The sequence below is a fragment of the uncultured Turicibacter sp. genome, from assembly GCF_938044715.1.
Classification (GTDB): Bacteria; Bacillota_I; Bacilli_A; order MOL361; family Turicibacteraceae; genus Turicibacter; species Turicibacter sanguinis.
On sequence record NZ_CALIOS010000148.1, the window covers coordinates 37848 to 58355 of the forward strand.

General features: G+C 35.2%; 21 protein-coding genes. 2 read left to right on the forward strand and 19 right to left on the reverse strand.

Annotation, left to right across the window (positions count from 1 at the left end; genetic code table 11):
- The first annotated feature begins 23 nt into the window (after positions 1-23).
- Both QWC74_RS14620 and QWC74_RS14625 read left to right on the forward strand, forming a co-directional pair.
- Positions 24-707 carry a YiiX/YebB-like N1pC/P60 family cysteine hydrolase gene (locus QWC74_RS14620; protein ID WP_006784670.1) on the forward strand — a complete coding sequence of 228 codons (684 nt, stop codon included), beginning with the start codon at positions 24-26 and terminating at the stop codon, positions 705-707.
- Positions 708-844: 137 nt separating this feature from the next.
- Positions 845-2224 (forward strand): GTP pyrophosphokinase family protein, encoded by a 1380-nt coding sequence (locus QWC74_RS14625; RefSeq protein ID WP_006784671.1) that lies wholly within the window; start codon positions 845-847, stop codon positions 2222-2224.
- 36 nt (positions 2225-2260) lie between these two features.
- On the opposite strand, the gene QWC74_RS14630 is transcribed toward QWC74_RS14625, so the two are convergent.
- The 19 genes from QWC74_RS14630 to QWC74_RS14720 form a co-directional block, all read right to left on the reverse strand.
- Positions 2261-3241 carry an asparaginase gene (locus tag QWC74_RS14630; RefSeq protein WP_006784672.1) on the reverse strand — a complete coding sequence of 327 codons (981 nt, stop codon included), beginning with the start codon at positions 3239-3241 and terminating at the stop codon, positions 2261-2263.
- A 423-nt stretch (positions 3242-3664) separates the two neighbouring features.
- A complete protein-coding gene (locus QWC74_RS14635; RefSeq protein ID WP_006784673.1) occupies positions 3665-4090 on the reverse strand; it encodes a HutP family protein in 426 nt (141 codons plus the stop codon).
- 169 nt (positions 4091-4259) lie between these two features.
- The gene (locus tag QWC74_RS14640; RefSeq protein ID WP_006784674.1) at positions 4260-5051 is read right to left on the reverse strand and encodes an ABC transporter ATP-binding protein; all 792 of its coding nucleotides are present in this window, start codon (positions 5049-5051) and stop codon (positions 4260-4262) included.
- Positions 5002-5925, reverse strand: coding sequence for an ABC transporter permease (locus tag QWC74_RS14645; protein ID WP_006784675.1), 924 nt, complete (start codon positions 5923-5925; stop codon positions 5002-5004). The genes QWC74_RS14640 and QWC74_RS14645 overlap by 50 nt, the downstream gene beginning before the upstream one ends.
- Before the next feature lies 1 nt (position 5926).
- On the reverse strand, positions 5927-6913 hold the full coding sequence (locus QWC74_RS14650) for an ABC transporter substrate-binding protein (RefSeq protein ID WP_006784676.1): 987 nt from the start codon (positions 6911-6913) through the stop codon (positions 5927-5929).
- A gap of 725 nt (positions 6914-7638) precedes the next feature.
- Positions 7639-9165 carry an FAD-dependent oxidoreductase gene (locus QWC74_RS14655; RefSeq protein ID WP_006784677.1) on the reverse strand — a complete coding sequence of 509 codons (1527 nt, stop codon included), beginning with the start codon at positions 9163-9165 and terminating at the stop codon, positions 7639-7641.
- A 209-nt stretch (positions 9166-9374) separates the two neighbouring features.
- Complete coding sequence (locus QWC74_RS14660) at positions 9375-9551, reverse strand: hypothetical protein (RefSeq protein ID WP_006784678.1); 177 nt, start codon at positions 9549-9551, stop codon at positions 9375-9377.
- Positions 9552-9686: 135 nt separating this feature from the next.
- Positions 9687-9908 (reverse strand): hypothetical protein, encoded by a 222-nt coding sequence (locus QWC74_RS14665; RefSeq protein ID WP_006784679.1) that lies wholly within the window; start codon positions 9906-9908, stop codon positions 9687-9689.
- A gap of 121 nt (positions 9909-10029) precedes the next feature.
- Entirely contained in the window at positions 10030-10476 is a 447-nt protein-coding gene (locus QWC74_RS14670; RefSeq protein ID WP_006784680.1) for a threonine/serine exporter family protein, read from the reverse strand.
- A complete protein-coding gene (locus tag QWC74_RS14675; protein WP_006784681.1) occupies positions 10473-11249 on the reverse strand; it encodes a threonine/serine exporter ThrE family protein in 777 nt (258 codons plus the stop codon). The genes QWC74_RS14670 and QWC74_RS14675 overlap by 4 nt, the downstream gene beginning before the upstream one ends.
- Before the next feature lie 292 nt (positions 11250-11541).
- Positions 11542-13038: a sodium-dependent transporter gene (locus tag QWC74_RS14680; RefSeq protein ID WP_006784682.1), complete on the reverse strand. Its 1497-nt coding sequence runs from the start codon at positions 13036-13038 to the stop codon at positions 11542-11544.
- 317 nt (positions 13039-13355) lie between these two features.
- Entirely contained in the window at positions 13356-13796 is a 441-nt protein-coding gene (msrB, locus tag QWC74_RS14685) for a peptide-methionine (R)-S-oxide reductase MsrB (protein ID WP_006784683.1), read from the reverse strand.
- A 108-nt stretch (positions 13797-13904) separates the two neighbouring features.
- On the reverse strand, positions 13905-14738 hold the full coding sequence (locus tag QWC74_RS14690; RefSeq protein WP_006784684.1) for a putative RNA methyltransferase: 834 nt from the start codon (positions 14736-14738) through the stop codon (positions 13905-13907).
- Positions 14739-14857: 119 nt separating this feature from the next.
- Positions 14858-15718, reverse strand: coding sequence for a metallophosphoesterase (locus tag QWC74_RS14695; RefSeq protein ID WP_006784685.1), 861 nt, complete (start codon positions 15716-15718; stop codon positions 14858-14860).
- 78 nt (positions 15719-15796) lie between these two features.
- Positions 15797-16957 carry a serine hydrolase gene (locus tag QWC74_RS14700; RefSeq protein ID WP_006784686.1) on the reverse strand — a complete coding sequence of 387 codons (1161 nt, stop codon included), beginning with the start codon at positions 16955-16957 and terminating at the stop codon, positions 15797-15799.
- Between the two features lie 234 nt (positions 16958-17191).
- The gene (locus QWC74_RS14705) at positions 17192-17689 is read right to left on the reverse strand and encodes a hypothetical protein (protein WP_006784687.1); all 498 of its coding nucleotides are present in this window, start codon (positions 17687-17689) and stop codon (positions 17192-17194) included.
- A gap of 212 nt (positions 17690-17901) precedes the next feature.
- Complete coding sequence (gene metK / locus QWC74_RS14710; RefSeq protein ID WP_006784688.1) at positions 17902-19062, reverse strand: methionine adenosyltransferase; 1161 nt, start codon at positions 19060-19062, stop codon at positions 17902-17904.
- Positions 19049-19954: an agmatinase gene (gene speB, locus QWC74_RS14715; protein WP_006784689.1), complete on the reverse strand. Its 906-nt coding sequence runs from the start codon at positions 19952-19954 to the stop codon at positions 19049-19051. The genes metK and speB overlap by 14 nt, the downstream gene beginning before the upstream one ends.
- On the reverse strand, positions 19935-20508 hold a 574-nt coding region (locus tag QWC74_RS14720), incomplete at its 5' end, for a spermidine synthase (RefSeq protein ID WP_288994293.1). The genes QWC74_RS14720 and speB, both read right to left, overlap by 20 nt.

Here is a 20508-nt window from a genome sequence, read left to right on the forward strand (position 1 = left end):
TTTATCTAATACTGGAGGCACTTATGAAACCAAACTACTATTTTATTACTTTTACAGTGGCCATGTTAATCGTCACTTTATTAAACTTTTTAGTTGAATTAAATGCTTATACACCTCCAGTTTCTGAATCTGATCAAGCCGTTATGGGACAAGTACAGGATGCGTTTAAAGTTGTCGATTATCCTATGACGTTAATTACACTTGAAGAACAATGTATTAATGAAGAATCCTATCAAGTCCCTTGTCATGCATTACAAGACGTCCAAAAGGGAGACATCTTAATTTCTAAATCAAGTCATACCTTGCTTTTTCGTCACGGTCATGCCGGGGTAGTGGTTGATGCAGAAGCGGGACTTGTCCTTGAATCACTTGGTTATGGTGAAACCTCAACGCTACAACCCCTTTCTAAATGGGATTATTATCCGACTGTTAAAGTATTACGTTTAAAAGATGCCACGCCTGAGTTAATGGACCAAATCGTTGAAATTGCCCAAACACAGTTTTTAAATTTAGACTATAATGTGTTTGTCTCTAAAAAAGATTTAAGTGCCACGCATTGCTCTGATATTGTTTGGAAAATATTTAATGAAGTAGGGATTGATTTAGATAGTAATGGAGGACGGACAGTAACACCACAAGATATTGCAGCTAGTGAACTGTTATACGAAGTGGAATCATACGGATTTTCATCGGAAAGAGAATGGTAAGATAACAAATGAACGCGCTAACCTTAGCGCGCTTTTTATTGAAAATCTAAAAATTTATACTATTTTTCCATTTGTATGAATGCTGTATTCCTGTACAATAATAAGGTAGAAGTATTAAAAAAGAAGGGGCGTTAATCTTGCCATTAGCAGAATTTAAGTATATAGAAAAAGCGTTGGCTACACTGGATAAAAAAAGTGAGCAACTCCAAATTATTTCAACTTTATTACAAATAGAGTTCGAACAAATTGTTAACTTATATGATATTGAATATTTAAACATTACATCACGTGTTAAAAGCCACGATAGTTTAAAAGAAAAAATCTTACGTCAAGGATACTATAAAAAATATAATGATCCGATTCGTTTAATCTACCATCTATCTGATTTAATAGGGGTAAGAATTGAATGCCGTTTTGAACAAGATGAACGTGAAATTTATAAAATTCTCAGAAAACATTTCAATATCCGAAATGAAGAAGGGTATTACTACAATGACATGAATCCAAATGTTAAATTGAGTTTAGATGGTCGACAACCACAAAAACAAAAAAATGGATTCAAAATTTATCGAATTGATGGCATCATCACCGACACAAATACGGATTTACCATTTGAACTTCAAATCAAATCACTCGTTAATACCTTTTGGGGAGAAATTGAACATAAAATCATCTATAAAAACTATAGTTACCTACTAGTGGATGACTTATTAAAAGAGATGATGCATTCGATTAAAAATAACTTGGCTTTACTCGATAAACAGTTATTAACTATTTATCGAAATGTTGAACAAAATCAAACCGATGAAGATTACCAACGTAAAGGATTTGAAGATATGTTAGCGAAGATGTGCAACGATGTCTTTGCTAAAAAAATAAAAGCATCGATTGGCATGAATGTTAATATCAAAAAGGCCTGTCAAACCATTATGAAATATACCTTCTCGCCAACGGGTGGATTTGAATTAAATCAAAACACAGCTACCTTAATTAAAGCCCTCGAACGATTATCCGAAATTTCAAAACAAACCGTTCATTTCAATGTTCCAATCAAGTTTGAACGTGATCCGATATATACAACACAATTCCAAAAAATTGTAGGTCCTTATTTTATTGATGTCATGAATAAAGAATTTCATTGGAATTTATTCTTCATTATGTTATTTGAAATCGAACCTCAAGATAATGTTGGGGACTTTGAAAAGTTTATTGGTTTCTTAGAACAGGCTTATCAATCCTCACCGAGTGTCACACGTCTTAAAAAAGTGCTCTACTCACAACTTGAAGAACATAGTGATGACATCATGGAACAAATTATGGTAACCTTAGCTAACAGTATTATTGCAACAGATGATATTGAATGTATTTATGAAGATAGTATTAGTGACGTTACGAGTGTCATGATTGATGTCTTACGTGATATTACCTCACAAATTACAACGATTGACCAGTGGCGTGACCAGCAAGATGTCTTATTAACTGAATTAAGTGACCGATTTAATGAAGCATTAGAATAGAAAAAAAGCGCAATTTTTTAAATTGCGCTTTTTTTCTTAGTCAACAAAGTATGATTTTAATTCTTCTGTTGTTTTTGAAACAGTTAAAGCTAACATCAATTGGATGCGAGCTTTTTGACCATTTAAATTACTCGCTAAGATAGCCCCCATATCGCGAAGCTGGGCACCACCACCAAGATATCCATAAGATCCAAGCACTCGTCCTTGTAAACAACGTGAAACAATGACCACCGGAATCTTATTTTCTGTTGCGGCCTTTATACCTTCTAACATTAGCGGTGGAACATTTCCACGTCCCATCGCTTCAATGACAATCCCTTTAACGTTTTGGCTCACTAGGAAGTTAAGAATGGTTGAATCCATTCCAGAAACGGCTTTAAGCAAGTGAACATCTGATTCAATTTGATTTGTTTCAATGTGGGGAGTAGGGGCAGAGCTTTTATGATAATAAATCACTTCATCTTGATCAACAATTCCAATAGGACCAAATTCAGGTGATTTAAAGGTATCAAGACTCATCGTATGTGTTTTCGTCACTTCACGAGCTGTGTTGACTTCATTGTTTAAGACAACCAAAACACCTTTTCCACGAGAGTTTTCGTGAGCAGCCGTACAAATAGCTGCCGCTAGATTACTTGGTCCATCATATCCAAGTTCCGATCCATTACGCATCGCTCCAACTACAACAACTGGTTTTTCAGATGATAGCGTTAAATCTAATAAATACGCAGTTTCTTCTAAGTTATCCGTTCCGTGTGTCACAACAACTCCACAGATATCCTCTTGTTTTAATTTATTTTCTACGACTTGTTTTAATTCCATCATTTTCTCAGGTGTCATATGAGGCCCTGGTAGAGCACCAAATTCAACAATATCAAGTTCAGCAATTTGATCAATATTCGTAACCATTGACATGATATCTTGACTAGACATTGAAGGGATAGCCGCTTTTAAACGAGGATCAACTTTCATTGAAATAGTCCCACCGGTAAATACTACTGCCACTTTTTTCATCATAATAACCCTCCAAATTTCATTTTTCTACCTTTTTTATTTTACTCATTCTCCCATAACGTTGCAACCTTTATTCCAAATAATCCTCTACTAACAATAATCTGGATTCAGCGTGCCTAAACATTCTTATCTTGCAAAACTAATCGTGAGGTAACATCCTGTTTTCTAACAAATTTTAACCTGAACTTTTTATTTAGACGTGTCAATATCATAAGACTCCATCATTTTAATCGTTAAAGTTCATTAAAGCGTAGCAATCTATATCATAAGCTATTGTCATTTTAAAAAGACGATACTAAGTCACCTTACGCTTAATAACAGAATTTAGATTGACTGAATCAACTTTCATTCTAGCGAAATAATTGAGAAGCGAAGTAAAGAGGAGAGGGAATAAAAAAAAATCTCCGCTATGAAGAGTTTAGATTACTATATATTATCCGGCACAGAACGATGAGCTAATCCAATCACAACATCATCTAAATGCAATAATCCAATACTTAAGAAAATACAAACGGTTAAATGTTCACGATGACGTGCAATTGCAATCTTTCCACCAGCATTTAATCCATTTGCTTTCATCGACACTTGCATGATCGCATCTCTGGCAGCACCTGCTACTGCACCATCTAAAACCATGCATTCTTTAGTAATGCCCGTTTTTCGAGAAGCAATAATGGCACGTTCAATAATTTTTGGGATTGATTGAATTAAATTTCCACCTACATCAACTGCCGTAGCATTAATTCCATGTTCTTTTAATTGCTTGACAAGCTGATCTTCTTCATTTCTAGACGAAGTCATCGCCACTTTAACTGCCGCTTTAGTCACATCTAAACTTGTAAATTGATTCATCTACTTAACCTCCTTACCACTCTTAATAAGGTTACACCTTTTTTTTGTAAAATTCAAAGGAAAAATCGTGTTTTTTTATTAGGTTTTAATCCTATTATGCTCAAAAAGAAAAAGGGATAGTCATCTAAGCGCCCTAAAAGGTTTAACTCAAGACTCTCCCTTTAAAAAATTATGAAAATAATAGTTCATCACTGATTTGACCACCAATATTTTGTTCAAATTGATGTAATAATTTTTCAGGTGTTAATTGTTTTTTCTCATCACCTGAAATATCTAATACAACATGGCCATCATGTAGCATGATTAATCGATTACCATAAGTAATCGCCTGACTTAAATTATGTGTAATCATTAAGGTGGTAATATTTGAAGTTGTAACGATTTGATTCGTCAATTCCATAATTTTTGCTGATGTTTTAGGGTCCAGTGCCGCTGTATGCTCATCAAGTAACAACAATTCTGGTTTAACGAGTGTTGCCATTAATAATGATAACGCTTGTCGTTGCCCACCTGATAATAGCCCAACAGGGGAGTTCATTTGCTTTTCTAGGCCTAATTCTAATGGGGTAACAAGTTCTTTAAATAACTTTAAATCCTTTTTAGATTCTAAAAAAGATAATCCAAATCGTTTCCCTTTATTTTTAGCTAATGATAAATTTTGAGCAATCGTCATAGAAGGAGAGGTTCCCATCGTTGGATTTTGAAATACCCGACTAATGAACCTTGTTCTTTCATATTCAACTGTATGTGTTAAATCTTCTTGATTTAAGAAAATTGTGCCACTATCAGCAGAAATTGAGCCTGATATTAAATTTAATAATGTGGATTTTCCGGCGCCATTACTTCCGATGATGGTCACAAATTCACCATCTAAAACCGTCAAGTTTAAAGAATCAAAGATTCTTTTTTCATTAACTGTGTTCGGATAAAAAGTTTTGCTCAGTTGTTGGATCCTTAACATCTCTTATCCCACCTTTCATTTCATGTTTTTTAAAGAGAGTAACTTTAAAATGATAATGATTTAAAGCTAGAGCCAGTGTCACAATAGCAGCACTTAGTAATTTTAAATCATTAGGTGGAAATCCAAATTGCAAAGCAAGAGCTGTACAACCCTGATACAAAATAGCACCAATAATGGCCGTGGTTGTTGGAAGAATCCAAGATGATTTTTTAAATATCGCTTCTCCGAAGATAACAGCCGCTAATCCAATGACAATCGTTCCAGTTCCCATGGTGACATCAGCATACCCTTGATATTGAGCACTTAAAGAACCAGCTAATCCAACTAACCCATTAGAAATCATTAAACAAACAATCTTCACAAAACCGATATGAACTCCGAGTGTCGTGACTAATTGAGGGTTATCTCCTGTTGCTTTGACCATAAATCCAAATTTTGTTTTCAAAAACAAATCAACCAATAACTTCACCACCATGACCACAAGAACAATCGTAAGCAGGGTAGGGAGGGATGTTGAAAAAAGATGTTTTTGATTAAAGAGTGCAATATTCGCACGATTCCCCATCACTCTTAAGTTAATAGAGTACAATCCACTCATCACTAATATTCCTGAAAGAAGGTTCGTGATTTTCAATTTCACATGTAAGAGCCCTGTCACAGCTCCTGCTAACATGCCTCCAATAAATGAAATGAAGATGGCAACAGAAGCATTTATCCCTTGGGTTAAAAGTAGGGCAGTGATTGAAGCGCCTAGTGGAAACGTCCCTTCAACTGATAAATCTGCAAAATCCAAAACTTTATAGGTTAAGTAAACACCGAGTGCTAAAATTCCAAAAATCAAACCTTGTTCTAAAACGGTTAGTAGAACGGTCATACTAGTCACCTTCTACAATTTCAGCTTCACTTAAAATATCCTCAGGAATCACAAGTCCAATCGCATCTGCATTCTGTTGATTTACAATTAACGTTGTATTCTCAAGCGTATTAATGGACATAGTGCTCGGATCTTTTCCTTCTAATACTTCGACTGCCATTAATCCAGTCTCATATCCTAACTGGTAATAATCGATTCCTTCTGTGGCAACTCCACCTGCAGTTGCCATTCCTTCTTCACCCGTAATGACAGGTACCTTTTTCTCCACGCAAGCATTCCATAACACCGGCATCGCACTGGCTACTAAATTATCCGTTGGGGCATACATCACGTCAATTTTATCAATAATTGATGAAACAGCAATTGGAATATCATTCACAGAAGTTATCCCCACTTCTACAATCTCATATCCTAAAGATTTAGCAGCTTCTTTTGCCATTGAGACTTGGACTTGTGAGTTCACTTCACTTGTTGTATAGATGACACCAATTGTTTTAGCATTCGGTACAAGTTCTTTAATTAAGTTCATTTGTTTTTCAACAGGTGTTAAATCACTCGTTCCTGTTACATTAGTTCCCGTGACATCCCAATCTTTAACAAGTTCAGCTGAAACAGGATCAGTTACAGCTGTAATGACGATTGGAATCTCTTGCGTTGCATTATAAGCAGCCTGAGCAGCTCCTGTTGCAATGGCAAAAATCATATCCACCTGATTTGATACAAATTGTTTAGCAATTGTTTGTGTCGTCGCCATATCTCCTTGAGCATTTTTTAAATCAAATTTAATATTTTCACCATCCACATAACCTTCAGCTTCTAGTGCTGCCACAAATCCTTCATAAGAGGCATCCAGTGCAGCATGTTCCATATACTGTAAAACTCCAATCGTTTTAACGTCTGAATTTTCTTGCTTACTGCATCCTACGAGAAAGCTACCACAAAAAACAATCCCAATCCCTAAAATGTTCAACCATTTACTAGCTTTCATACCATCATTCCTTCCCTTTTCCTTCCTTATGCAATTCAACTGATAACTGATTAGAAAAACTCTCCATCTTGGAGAGTTTGTGAGTCTAATAGAGTACTCGAGATTCCATGTAATCAATCATAATCTCACAAACCTTCTATTGGGTTATTCTAATCATCCTACTAGATAAATTCCCCTTGAATTTATCACCCAAAACACCAATATGTGGAAATATCGTGCCCTGAATTATGATTATTATATGACCGATGCCTAGAAAAGTCAAACCATTTAAAAGTTAATTTTTTCCATTTTTTTAAAAAACAAATAAAAAAAACACTGTAGCAGTGTCTTTTCAAATACAATATAGATACAACATAAATAGAGGTATGAGAAAGAGAAGAAAGGTGAGCTCTAAGTTGTAATGTCTAAGTTGGGCTCAATCATATTATGGTTTGAATTTAAAATTATATACAATAAATCATCATAATATTTAAAAAAATAAAAAAACACCATTGCCGGTCAATGGTGTTTTAGGAATGTAGGTAAAGATAAGGAGTGTGAGCACAACTGGCTCATTACTATTATACTTTTAAAAGATTAAGAGTTTCAAGACATAACAGACAACAAACCTTGATTGCTGTTTTATCCCTCCTTTCTTTCGATTTTCTTTGACAAAATACCTTGAATTCTTTTGCTAAAACAGTAAGAACTCTATTCCAATCTTAACAAGATGTAGTATTTTGTAGTTAATCATCTGATCTAAAAATATTAGGATTCATTTTATTATGATGACAACTTAATGCTTGATGAGCAGGTCCTTCTATTACCTCTCCCGTATAAGAAAATCGTGATCCATGACAAGGACAATCCCATGTTCGTTCAGCCGTATTAAAAGCTAGCTCACACCCTAGATGAGGACAGGTGATATCAACTAGATAAAGAAGCCCTTCTTTATCTTTATACAAACCATAATTTCCTTCGTTAGTGGCTATAATGGTTGCTTCATCAACACCTAATTCTACGTTTTTCTCACCTAATTTTAACTTACCTTTTATGTATTCAAACGCTATCTTTGAATTGTAAGCGATTAAATTCTTAATTGCCATTTTAGAGTTTAAACGACTTGGAGAGAATAGGGCAGTATACGGACTATCCATCCCTCTAATCAATTGATTTAAAAGAAGAGCCGCCGCGGTTCCATTACTCATTCCCCATTTACAATATCCAGTTGCAACGAATTGATTTAAACAATCTTTATGAAGTCTCCCTATATAAGGCATATGATCAATCGAGACAACATCTTGTGTTGACCACTCATATGAAATAGCATCCGTTTGAAACTTTTCTTTTGCAAAGTTAATCAAGGCTTCATAATTTTCATTCGTATCTTTCACGGTACCTGGACGATGATTTTCACCTCCAATTAAAAGAAAATTTTGATACGTCCGAATGGAGCGTGTTGGCGATTCATACGAAATATACATTCCATGGGGTAGGGAAGAAGCATTCTCAACCGCTATCAAATAGGAATGACTCATCTCAATTTTAGAAAAGAGAAGCGATCCATCATCATAAAATGGAAAATGACAGGCTTGAACCACACGCTTAGCGTTAACCTTATATCCATTAGATGTGATGATTGAGGAACTTTGATCCTCATTGAAAACCATCTCACAGGCTGTTGTATGCTCATAGATCAAAATATTAGAATACTCAGCTAGTGCCTTTAATAAACCGACTAAATACTTTAATGGATGAAACTGTGCCTGATTTTTAAATGCAATGGCCTTTTCAATTGGAAAGGGGAGATCGAGCGATTCTACCAGTTCACAATCCATGTTTAGTGAACGACAGGCTTCATATTCTGCCTCAAATTTTGATAAGTTTGATGCCTCTTGGGTAAAGACATAGTGGGGGAGTCTTACAAAATCACAATCAATCTTTAAATCATGTATCGTTTTCGCCACAAAATCAATGGCTTCTTGCTGTGATTCATAATATAGCTTTGCACCATCATAACCAACATTTTGAATTAAATCCTGATAAATTAACCCTTGACCAGCAGTTAATTTCGCCGTTGTATAAGCAGTTGTCCCATGAATAACTTGGTCTGAATCAATCAATGCAATCTTTAAGCCAGAATCACGTAACAAATAAGCCAACGTAATCCCAGTTATTCCGGCACCCACAATACAAACATCAACAGATAGATCTTCACATAGCGAATGATAACTAGGAACGACCGTCGTATCTAACCAAAGTGGAACTTTCATTTTAAAACCTCCTAAAATAGACTCAATATAGTTTGGAATTCAAAAAAGGAAACTATGTATATCTTTTATTTTTATTATTAAGTTTACATAATATACATTATAGGAAGTTATGGTGGTTGATAAAAAAGCTAACTAGCCGTGCCCTTTCACAAACTCTTTTACCTAAAAATTAAAAACCCAGACACATTAGGTCTGGGTTTTTAATTTTTTTATTTAGGTTGCCAATAACATCTTTTTGGGGAAACAATTTTTTCTTCAGCTTTTAATTGTTTCATCGCTTTTTCGACGTCTTTCTTTTCAAGACCTGTTAACTCTACAATTTTACCATTGTTAAGAGGTTCTCCAGCATTTTTCATCGCTTCAAGAATTTTTTCTGTATTTTCCATGCTTAGCACCTCCTGTCTTCATTTATAATGACACTATCATAATTCATCTACCTAATATTGTCAAATAATAGGATAAAATATAACGTTTTTTAATCAGTCTTCGTTTTTAGAACCCTTAAAGACAGCGAAATTCGATTATTTAGATAACTGATCGATATAAGTTTTAATCAGCTGCTTGACTTCTATTTCCGTGAAACCAAGTTGTTCAAAACCGCCAAACTCACAATTAACACTCCCTTTAATACTTTTAAAAAGATCATTCACTAAATATTTTGACTTAGTGTACGTAACTCCATCTTCAAGTCGATAGTTATATTGTAATTCAATCTCTTTTAAAAGATAGGTCTTCTCATTCATTTTAATCTCTCCTTCTAATACCGATTCATTATCGTTTTCATCTTTCTATTATAGCAAATCGCCCCTATTTCGCTGACTTTTTTTATCAGACTAATCAAAACTAATCTTTTATCCTGAAGCGTTAATACTTAAACTTTTTTCTTAACGATTTTAAATAGTAAAAGAAAATGGATACTAATATAATCGAAACGGCTATCCCTATTCCTGTACTAAATGTATTATGAAGATGACTTGAAAACTCAGGTTCATCATTTAAAATAAAAGCTCTCATCGCATAATAAAGACTTCCTCCGGGTACTAATGGAATAACAGATGGCACTAAAAAGACAATAGCAGGAGATTTTAAAACACGGGCAAAGATTTCTGAATAAGCGGTTGCAAAAATTCCTGCAATTAAGTTACTTAAAAAAGCATCTTGATGAATAGAAAAGAGCCATAAATAAATGGTAATCGTAACCATTCCCCCAATCGTACCATAAATCAGTCTATCTTTCCTTACTCGAAAAAGGAGTGCAAACCCTAAACTCTCAATGGTTGCACTGATGATTAAAATCATATTTTCTTTCATTGTAATAGACCTCCCATAAAGTATAATGCTAATGAAAATCCACACGCAATGGCTGACGCAACTAAAATTGACTCAAAAAATCGCATTAAGCCAGCTAATAAATCTCTAGATAAAATCTCTCTAAAAGCTGTCATTATTCCAAGACCCGGGATTAAAACCATAATATCTCCAATCATTATCTTATCAATGTTTTTTCCAATCCCTAACTTAACTAATAAAATCGTCAGCATTCCAGCGAGCATGGAACACAATACCATATATAAGACCTGATTCATGTAATCTTTTTTAAAATAATTATCTAAGTAAAAAATAAAAGCTGCCACGATGGCAGATGGAACCATGTCGATGACTTCTCCTCCAAAGTAAATACAAGAACTTGTCGCAATAAGAATACAACCCAAGCAGACAGAAAAATTGATTGGAGGGCGAGATTGTTCCAATTCATTAATTTTTTCTCGAACTTCTATACAATTTGGTGCTGTCTCGCAAATCAGACGAGATAACGTATTCACGCCTTCTAACCCTTCAAGATTTGTACCATAAGAATATATTCGCCTCGTTTGCGTAATAATGTCACCATCAGTTGTTTGGATGGTCGCAATAATTAATGATCTGATCGCAAAAACATCAATTCGTTTAACTCCATATGCTTTGCAAATCCTAATAATAGAATCTTCAACACGTCCAATCTCTGCACCACATTTTGTTAGCTTCTCGCCAATATCTAATGCAAGCATTAAAACTTGCTGTGGATGATTCTTTTCTTCATTCATGACGACAACTCCTACTGTTAACTCTTCAATCTTAAACAAATGTTTTGTTAATCTTAACGTTCTATTATTAGTATTGACACAAAAATGGTGAATCATAACTAATTTTTACTAAGTCAGACTTTAAATGGCCTAAATTTATTTAACAAAAAAACCTATTAAATAAATTTAAGCCATTTACTTAATAGGTTATTCATGTCAATTTCTAAGCTCGTTTTATCATTTCTATTAGGAAAATAAACGTTTTTTAGCTGTGATGTTTCAAGATAGACTTCCCTCTCTTAGTAAACCTAGCTTAACTAACTGTGGCTTTATCCTCATTTTTACCTTTCACCAAACTTATTCCAATACCAAAAATAACGGTTAATAGGACAATCCCCCATCCCCCAGCAATTAGATTAGATACTGGATAACCATCATATGGTGTTGTTAAATTTGTGATTAAATAGGTCACACTAATAAATAAGAAGATAACTGGGCAAAGGTATTTGATGCAGGCACGCCACCACTTCCCATATTTAAAATCGGTATTACTGTTGAGATAGTCGCGGATTTTATCCGCTCCAAATACCCATCCTAAAGCTAAACATTCAACGAATCCAATCGCAATTAAATTAAAGTCATTCACAAAGTGATCCATAACATCTAACCAATAAAGTCCAGCCCGTGTCGCAAAAATTAGACTCGATGCAAATCCAATCACACATACCCATAACGTTGTTTTGGATTTATTCCATCCAAATTTATCAACCACCGCTGTAATAATAGCTTCAACAATCGAAAAGGCAGAATCAATTGCAAGGGTAAATAACATGATGAAAAAAACAAGAGAAAATAAAATGACTACCAAACGGCCACCCGGCATTTGAGCTAACGCCTCAGGATACGTTACAAAAGCTAGCATAATCCCAGTATGCTTCATTTGTGAAATCGGTGTTCCACTGACTGCTGATAAGTATCCAAGTGTCCCAAAGGCTGCGATTCCGGATAAAAAGCTAATTCCCGCATCTGCAAACCCAATGATCATCGCATCTTTTGTTACTTCTGCCTCTTTGTTTAAATAACTACCGTAGGCCACCATAATAGAAAATAAGATACTCAAACTAAAGAATATTTGACCGTAAGCTGCCGCCCACACATTAATATCTAGTAATGCTGACCAATCCGGAACTAAGTAATAACTCAAACCGTCAAATGCTCCCGGTAAAGTCATCGCACGAATAATTAAGAAAACAAGTAAAATAACAGGTAAAATAACGGTATACTTCACGACTTTCCCGACTGATGTGACTCCGTGACGGATACAATACCAAATGCAAACCCAAGCAAAAATAAGTGCTAAAAACACCACAGGACTAAAACCACCGAAATCAAACATTCCACTCGAAACCTGTAATACATCCCCCGTAAAGATATCAGCTGCCCCTTTTTCAATCCAAGGTGACTTAAATGACAGCGCCACATACTCAATGACCCATGCGACGACCACTGAATAATACGCACAAATACAAAATGCTGTTCCGACTCCCCACCAACCAATCCATTCAAACTTTTTATTCATTTTTGCAAAAGCACTTGGAGCACCAGACTGATATTTCTTCCCGATAGATAACTCAAGTGCTAATAATGGAATTCCAGCTGTTAGTAACGCCACAAAATAAGGAATTAAGAAGGCACCTCCCCCATTTGCATACGCAATCCCCGGAAATCGCCAAGCATTTCCAAGTCCAACTGCCGAACCAATGGCAGCCATAATAAAAGTACTTCTTGAACTCCATTGTTGTCTTGCCATACACTCATCCCCCCTGATTTCTAATCTATAATTAACTCTTCTTGATCATGATTTCCCCTTCATAATCAAACAATTAATTACCAATAATTGTAATTCAATGTTATTCTAACATATCTCATCAAAAACACAAGACACATTTTGGACATATTTATAAAAGAAAAAAATCGCTTTTCTCTAAAAAATAGAAAAGCGATTTTTAAATAAAATTTGAGAAACTCAAAGAATGATGCACACTTTATTCATGAAATAGCCTATGTACGAGAGTGCACTAAACAGACATGATTAAGATACTGTTACAAAAATCGAAGCAAATGAATCTACAATAATTCGATGTACTGTCCATATCCCGCTTCTTTCATGTTTGATTTTGGAATAAAACGTAAGGCAGCTGAATTAATACAATATCGTAAACCACCCGATGATAAGGGTCCATCATTAAACACATGACCTAAATGAGAATCTGCTTTTTGACTTCGCACCTCAATTCGATGCATCTGATGGGACCAATCGGCTTTCTCCTTAATCATACTCCGATGAATGGGCTTTGAAAAGGCAGGCCACCCACAGCCCGAATGAAATTTATCACGTGATAAAAAGAGGGGTTCCCCACTCACAACATCAACATAAATTCCTTCTTCAAAATATTGATCATATTCATTAGTAAATGGAGGCTCGGTTCCATTATTTTGTGTCACTTCATATTGCATCGGAGTTAATCTAGCTCTTAACTCGTCTTGAGTTGGTTTTTGATACTTCATCTAACATTACACCACCTATAAAAAATTCATATGCTTTATTATCGCCCAATCAGTGAGTCCCTAATCTGTAAGTAGCTGAAAATAAAAACAGAGGGATTAAACATCCCTCTAGCGACCTATCTGGTTTCGATAAACCAATATAGCAAACTCAATTTCTGTATCAAGTGTTTGAACTGGGTTTAACTTCATTTGATCTTCTCGGCCTGTTTTATAATAATACGGTGTCATCATAAATAAGCTAACGATATCATGATTATTTGTAAGATGCATCATCTCTTTAATATCATGTCTTTCAATTAACTCAAAACCATCTACCTCTAAATTCTCAATGACATTTTCATAAGGCGTGTCATATACCGCTTTTTTTAACGACCATAAATGTTTCTCGAGTGGAATGACTTTAATCAAAAGTCCATCTTCTTTTAACGCACGTTGACATTCCTCACCTAAAAACGGAGCAAAAATAGAAATGATGATGTCACATGATTGATCCGCGACTGGTAAATCAGCAATACTTGCCACTGCTAATTCAATCTTTTTATTACGTTTGGCTGCATAATCAACGGCACACTTTGAAATATCAATCCCAAGCATCTTAATGTGCAAAGACTGCTCCGTTAAATGCTTTAGTATATGATCCGTATACCAGCCCTCACCACAACCAGCATCTAAGATTACATCCTGATCTTTGGCATGCTTGTTTACAACATCTTGCAGTTTTTCACGTAAAACATTGTAATAACCTGATTCTAAAAATTCTTTTCGGGCCTGAACCATTAATTTATCGTCACCATGACGCTTTTTTTTCGTTTGTTGTGACATTAAAAGATTAATGTATCCACTCTTTGCTCTATCAAAGTTATGTCCCTTGTGACATTTATAGCTTCTTTCTTCTACTACTAATTGGGTTTGACAAAGCGGACATATAAAATTACTGATCATGATCCATGAACCTCACTTCATAACTATATTTTTATCTTATTATATCATAACTGACGTAAAATGATTAAATTGACTATTCATTAAAGATTCTGTTTAATTCTGGTCATTTTTGAAGAATTTTAATTATTTCCATGGTGATGATTTATTTCAAAATTAAACCACACCTTAGCTCGTTGGTTCCAAACTTCATTTTCAATCAATCCATCATGAAAATCAGTTGCTTCAAATGAGCGTAAGAAATTAATATTGGCATTAAATCCTTCTTCAATCGACTGTACAATTAAACGAGCCCATATCGGTGCCACTTCATAAAGCGAGCTCTTGTGCATCGTTTGTTTAAAATCCTCAACTGAATACAATGCAATATGATGACTAGCTTGCCACTTGCCATTTTCAAAACTTAAGATAGCATACTCAGCCCCACTCCACTGATTAAAATGGACTCCCGCTGCACCTGGATTTAACACCAGTGTCTGATTCACTTCTTTTTTCCAAGGTCGATGCGAATGTCCACAAACGAGTACTTCAGTTTGACAAGCTTGAACTGCTTCTAATAAACGATCTTGTTCTTTATCCTCATATAAGTGCTCACTAATATGAAAGGGTGATCCATGTACAATCCTGATACACCCACACTTCCCACATGACCTCACACACGAATCAGATAACCCTTTAATATACTCCACATTTTCTTTCGTTAACGTTTTCGCCGTCCATACGACACTTGCCATCTGTTCATAGTTTCTCCAGTGTTGGTTCTCACCTTTTAAATAACTCAAAACATAATCTTCACGATTTCCTTTGATCACCGTTGCATTCAGGGTCTTAATATAATCTAAAACCTCATTAGGTTGCGAACAGTCTGCGATTAAATCGCCTGCAATGATATAATCACTGATTCCTGCTTTATTTAAGTCGCGAATAATCGCCTTCAAGGCATGTAAATTCCCATGAATATCTGCTATCACACCTATTCTCATTTGACAATCCCCTTTCTAAGGCTTTTATTATATCAAAAAAGAGTCATAATTAAAAAATTACGACTCTTTTTTCTTATTTTATTGCGATTCCAAATTGGTTAACACTAATCGAGCGATGGTAAATGCCATATTCATATCGCTTTCATCGTGATTGGTCAATAAAATAACGGATACTTTATCTTCTTTATGATGCAAAAGCATGGAATGCCATCCAATCAAGTTACCAGGATGGGAAATCGTATTCTCAAGATACATATCAACGTACCACCCATAACCGTAATCCTTATTGCCAATTTTAGAATACGGTGTAGACATCATCTTAAAACTTTCCTCAGAAATCAACTCATTTTTAGCAAGCGCTCGATCATACTTAAACAAATCCATAACGGTTGAATGCAAACCACCTGAAGCATATCCAAACGAAGGATTCAAAATCTTCGCATTATAACCCTCTGCAATATTTCCATTATAAGCGGTTGCCATATTATCTAGTGGCACCGCATCCATATTTAATCCTGAATCTGTCATCTCGCAAGGCTCTAAGATATTAAGTCGAACATAATCAGCATAAGACATTCCTGTAATTTGCTCAATAATGGCCCCCAGAAGATCATAACCTAAATTTGAATAAATCGCATAGACTCCTGGTTCTTCATAATACAGATTATTTTCCTTAAAAGCATCTGCAATCACCTGATCAAGCGTCGTCGCCTGATTATAATTCGTCAAATCATCGCCTGAATAAAGAGCCGAGGTGTGGGTTAGCAATTGATGGATGGTAATTTCTTCTCCATGGGGTAACGTTGGAAAATACGTATCAATCGTTTGCTCAAGAGTCAATTGCCCACTTTCGACTAATTGTAAAATGCTAACAGCCACAAATGACTTTGAGACCGAAGCAATCTGAAACTTTTTATCAATTGTCATCGGTTCATGATTTTCAACATTAGCTAACCCATAACCTTTAACTAAAATTAAATCATCACCTGTTGAGACTAACGCTACTCCATTGAATAACTGCTCTTGCAAATAAGCATCAATTGATTTTGCAACGGTCTCATAATCCTTTGAAATTATTTCCGTCACGATTTCCTCTTCGACTGTTTCTTCTTGAGATGCTATATCTATAACATCACTCTCTTCTAGTGATGACTCCATTTTAAACTCTTCATGTCCACTTTTTTGACAACCACTCAATAATGCAGTAACGATTGCCACTGCCAAAGCTCTTTTATTCATAAATCCTCCCTTAAAACATCGACCCTATTCCTTCTAAACTCTAATATCCTCCCTTCGTTACTAGTTTATCATACGATTCAAAAAATTCATCTCTTTTCTGTCGATAATTGTCATTTTTGTACAATAATTTTATATCCCTTCCACAAATCTTTCTCACTATAGGATAGATCTTTAGATGACTGAATTCACATAAAAAAATAAAGATGAACAGACTCATCTTTACCTTTTTGTCTTTTAATATCCAAGTTGATGTTTAAATCGATTCACAATTTCAGAGCCTTTATAAACGGATAAATACTTTTCAAATAATAAACGATAACATGGTAACTTAGACTCATTTAAATCAAATGATAAATGAATCTCATTTGGGTCGACTTGAAAATTAACACCTTTATCATAACCATTTTCAATACCCAATGCATACGTTCCCCAATCAGAATAAACATAGCATTGATTTTGTAAAATATCGTCATCACTAATCGGTAATAAGTTTCCATTATCATCAAGTGTTGCTTTCACATTTTCAATCGGATTTATGAAATCAACATAAATATGCTTAATCTCACAATCTGCATTGACAACTTTGAATTGAATCTCATTATGATTTACTTCTTGTACCTCTAAACAGACATGATCATTTTGATAATACTTTCCTTCATGTGTCAGAGTTTGAATCCCTTCTTCACTTTCAATTGAAACTGATTTAAGATAATTAAATAACTTGTAAATCATGACTTTCACCTCAGCAATTTTGTATTTCTGAAGGATTACATAGTTTAATGAATAGCATGAGTCCATACAGCTACTTTCACGACCACCATTATCAGTTTGAAATAGATTTCAATTCTAATCCTATATGGCTTATTATATGTCTGGTAAAAGTAGAATATTCTTTCTATAAAATGAAAAGTAGCGCAATGCGCTACTTTTTAAAATTAAATGTGTTAAACAGCTAATGGAATCACTCGCTCCCATGGAAAATGCGGTTGGCCAAAGTGTCCATACGCTGCTGTTTCTTTAAAAATCGGTTGACGTAACTCTAACATCTCGATAATCCCTTGAGGATGTAGTTTGAAGTTTTCCTTAATAATAGAAACTAATTTTTCGGTTGAAACTTTAGCTGTCCCAAAGTCTTCAATTAAGATTGAAGTAGGTTCTGCAACTCCAATAGCATAAGATAATTGAATTTCACATTTATCAGCCAGTCCATTTGCAACAAGATTCTTTGCAATAAAACGTGCCATATAGGCTGCACAGCGATCGACTTTTGTTGAATCTTTTCCTGAGAAAGCTCCCCCTCCATGGCGGGCATAGCCACCATATGTATCAACTATAATTTTACGTCCTGTTAAACCAGCATCCCCATCAGGTCCTCCAACGACAAAACGTCCTGTAGGATTAATAAATAAACGTGTTTTTTCATCCATTAACGTTGTCTCAATAATTGGAGAAATAACATGCTCTTTTAAATCAGTAACGATTTGAGCATGAGACACTTCTTCATCATGTTGAGTTGAAATGACAATCGTATCAATACGAACTGGCTGATTTTGTTCATCATATTCAACCGTTACTTGTGTTTTACCATCTGGTCTTAAATATGAAAGTGTTCCATTTTTACGAACTTCACTTAAACGTTTAGCCAGTTTATGTGCCAACGAAATCGGTAATGGCATAAATTCTTCTGTTTCACGGCAAGCATATCCAAACATTAACCCTTGATCTCCAGCTCCAATCACGGCTTCTTGCTCATCGAATTCTCGTGCTTCAAGTGATTCATTAACCCCTTGTGCGATATCTGGTGATTGAGCATTTAACTCAACCATGACACGACAGTTATTAGCATCTAATCCAATCTCTTTTGCTATGTAGCCAATTTCACGAATCGTTTCACGAACAACAGATTCAAAATCAACACTTGCCGTTGTTGTAATTTCCCCTGTTACTAACACTAAATCTTTAGATGCAACGGTTTCGCAAGCCACGCGAGCCATTGGATCTTGTGCTACGATGGCATCTAAAATAGCATCTGAAATCTGATCACAAACTTTATCCGGATGCCCTTCTGTAACTGATTCTGATGTAAATAATTTACGCTGTTTCATCGATGATTTCTTCCTCTCTTTTTTTACTTGATACTAATAAAGCAAGTTCCCTTAATACTTTACATGCCACTAACGTTGAGACATTCGATTGATCATAATGCGGACTTAACTCAACCAAGTCGGCTCCTACTAACTCAACCTCTGCGTTCTTAAGTGCCGTAAACACTGTTTCTAGCTCACGATAAGTAATGCCTCCCGCTTCTGGAGTTCCTGTTCCAGGGAAAATGGATGGATCTAACACATCTAAATCAAGTGTGACATACACTGGACATCCTTTTAAAGACTTCAGAACTTTAGCGACACTGTGAACCGTAAACGGCTCCATATAAGTATGGTAATCTTTTAATGCAAAATTAAACTCTTCCTTTGTTCCCGAACGAATTCCAAATTGAAAAATATGTCCATCCCCAAGTAAATCATGTATACGACGAATGACTGTCGCATGGGATAACGTCTCATTATGATACGTCTGACGCAAGTCTGTATGAGCATCAAAGTGAAGCACATGAATATCTTGATACTTTTCAAAAAGAGCCTCCATGACTGGAAGAGTAACCAAATGCTCTCCTCCAATCATCAACGGCTTTTTCCCTGCTTCTAATACTTCTTTTGTCACTTCTTTAATTTCTTCTAGACATTTTATTGTATTACCATTCGATAAATTGACATCCCCTAAATCACAAATCTTGAAGTCTTCTAAATCTAAATCAAGCAATGGACTGTAGGTCTCGATTCCTTCTGATTCACATCGAAGTTGTCCAGCCGCAAAACGTGTTCCAGGACGATAAGAGGTCGTTCCATCAAAAGGAGCCCCAAAGACAACCACTTCTGCTTCTTCAAAACTGACATCCATTGCCATAAACGTTGCACGATTACTTAATCGTTTTTGCATCTTCTAACATCTCCTTCACATAAGTTGGGAGCATAAATGACCCCATATGTAAATCTGTATTATAATACTTCGTTTTCAACCCTAAAGCTTGCCATTTATCTACTTTAGCATCTAGAAGTGGATCAAGCGTTTTAGAAGCAAAGCCAAATAACCAATGCCCTGATGGATAAGTTGGAATATGTGCTTGATACACTTTAGAAATTGGGAAAATTCGATGAATCTTCTCATGTGCTCGCTTCATTTCATGTGCATTATGAGCAAAATATGGACTTTCATTTTGATTCACTAAAATTCCATCTTTTGATAAAATACGATAGCAATTTTCATAGAATTCAGTTGTAAATAACCCTTCTCCAGGTCCAATTGGATCCGTTGAATCCACAATAATTAAATCATAAGTTCCTGATGTAGCGTTTGCTACCCATGCCACTCCATCTTCAAAGTATAAGTTCACTCGCTCATCCTCTAATTTAGAGGCCGTAATCGGTAAATATTCTTGTGAGGCTCGAACAACTAGCTCATCAATTTCAACCATATCAATCTTTTCGATTTGA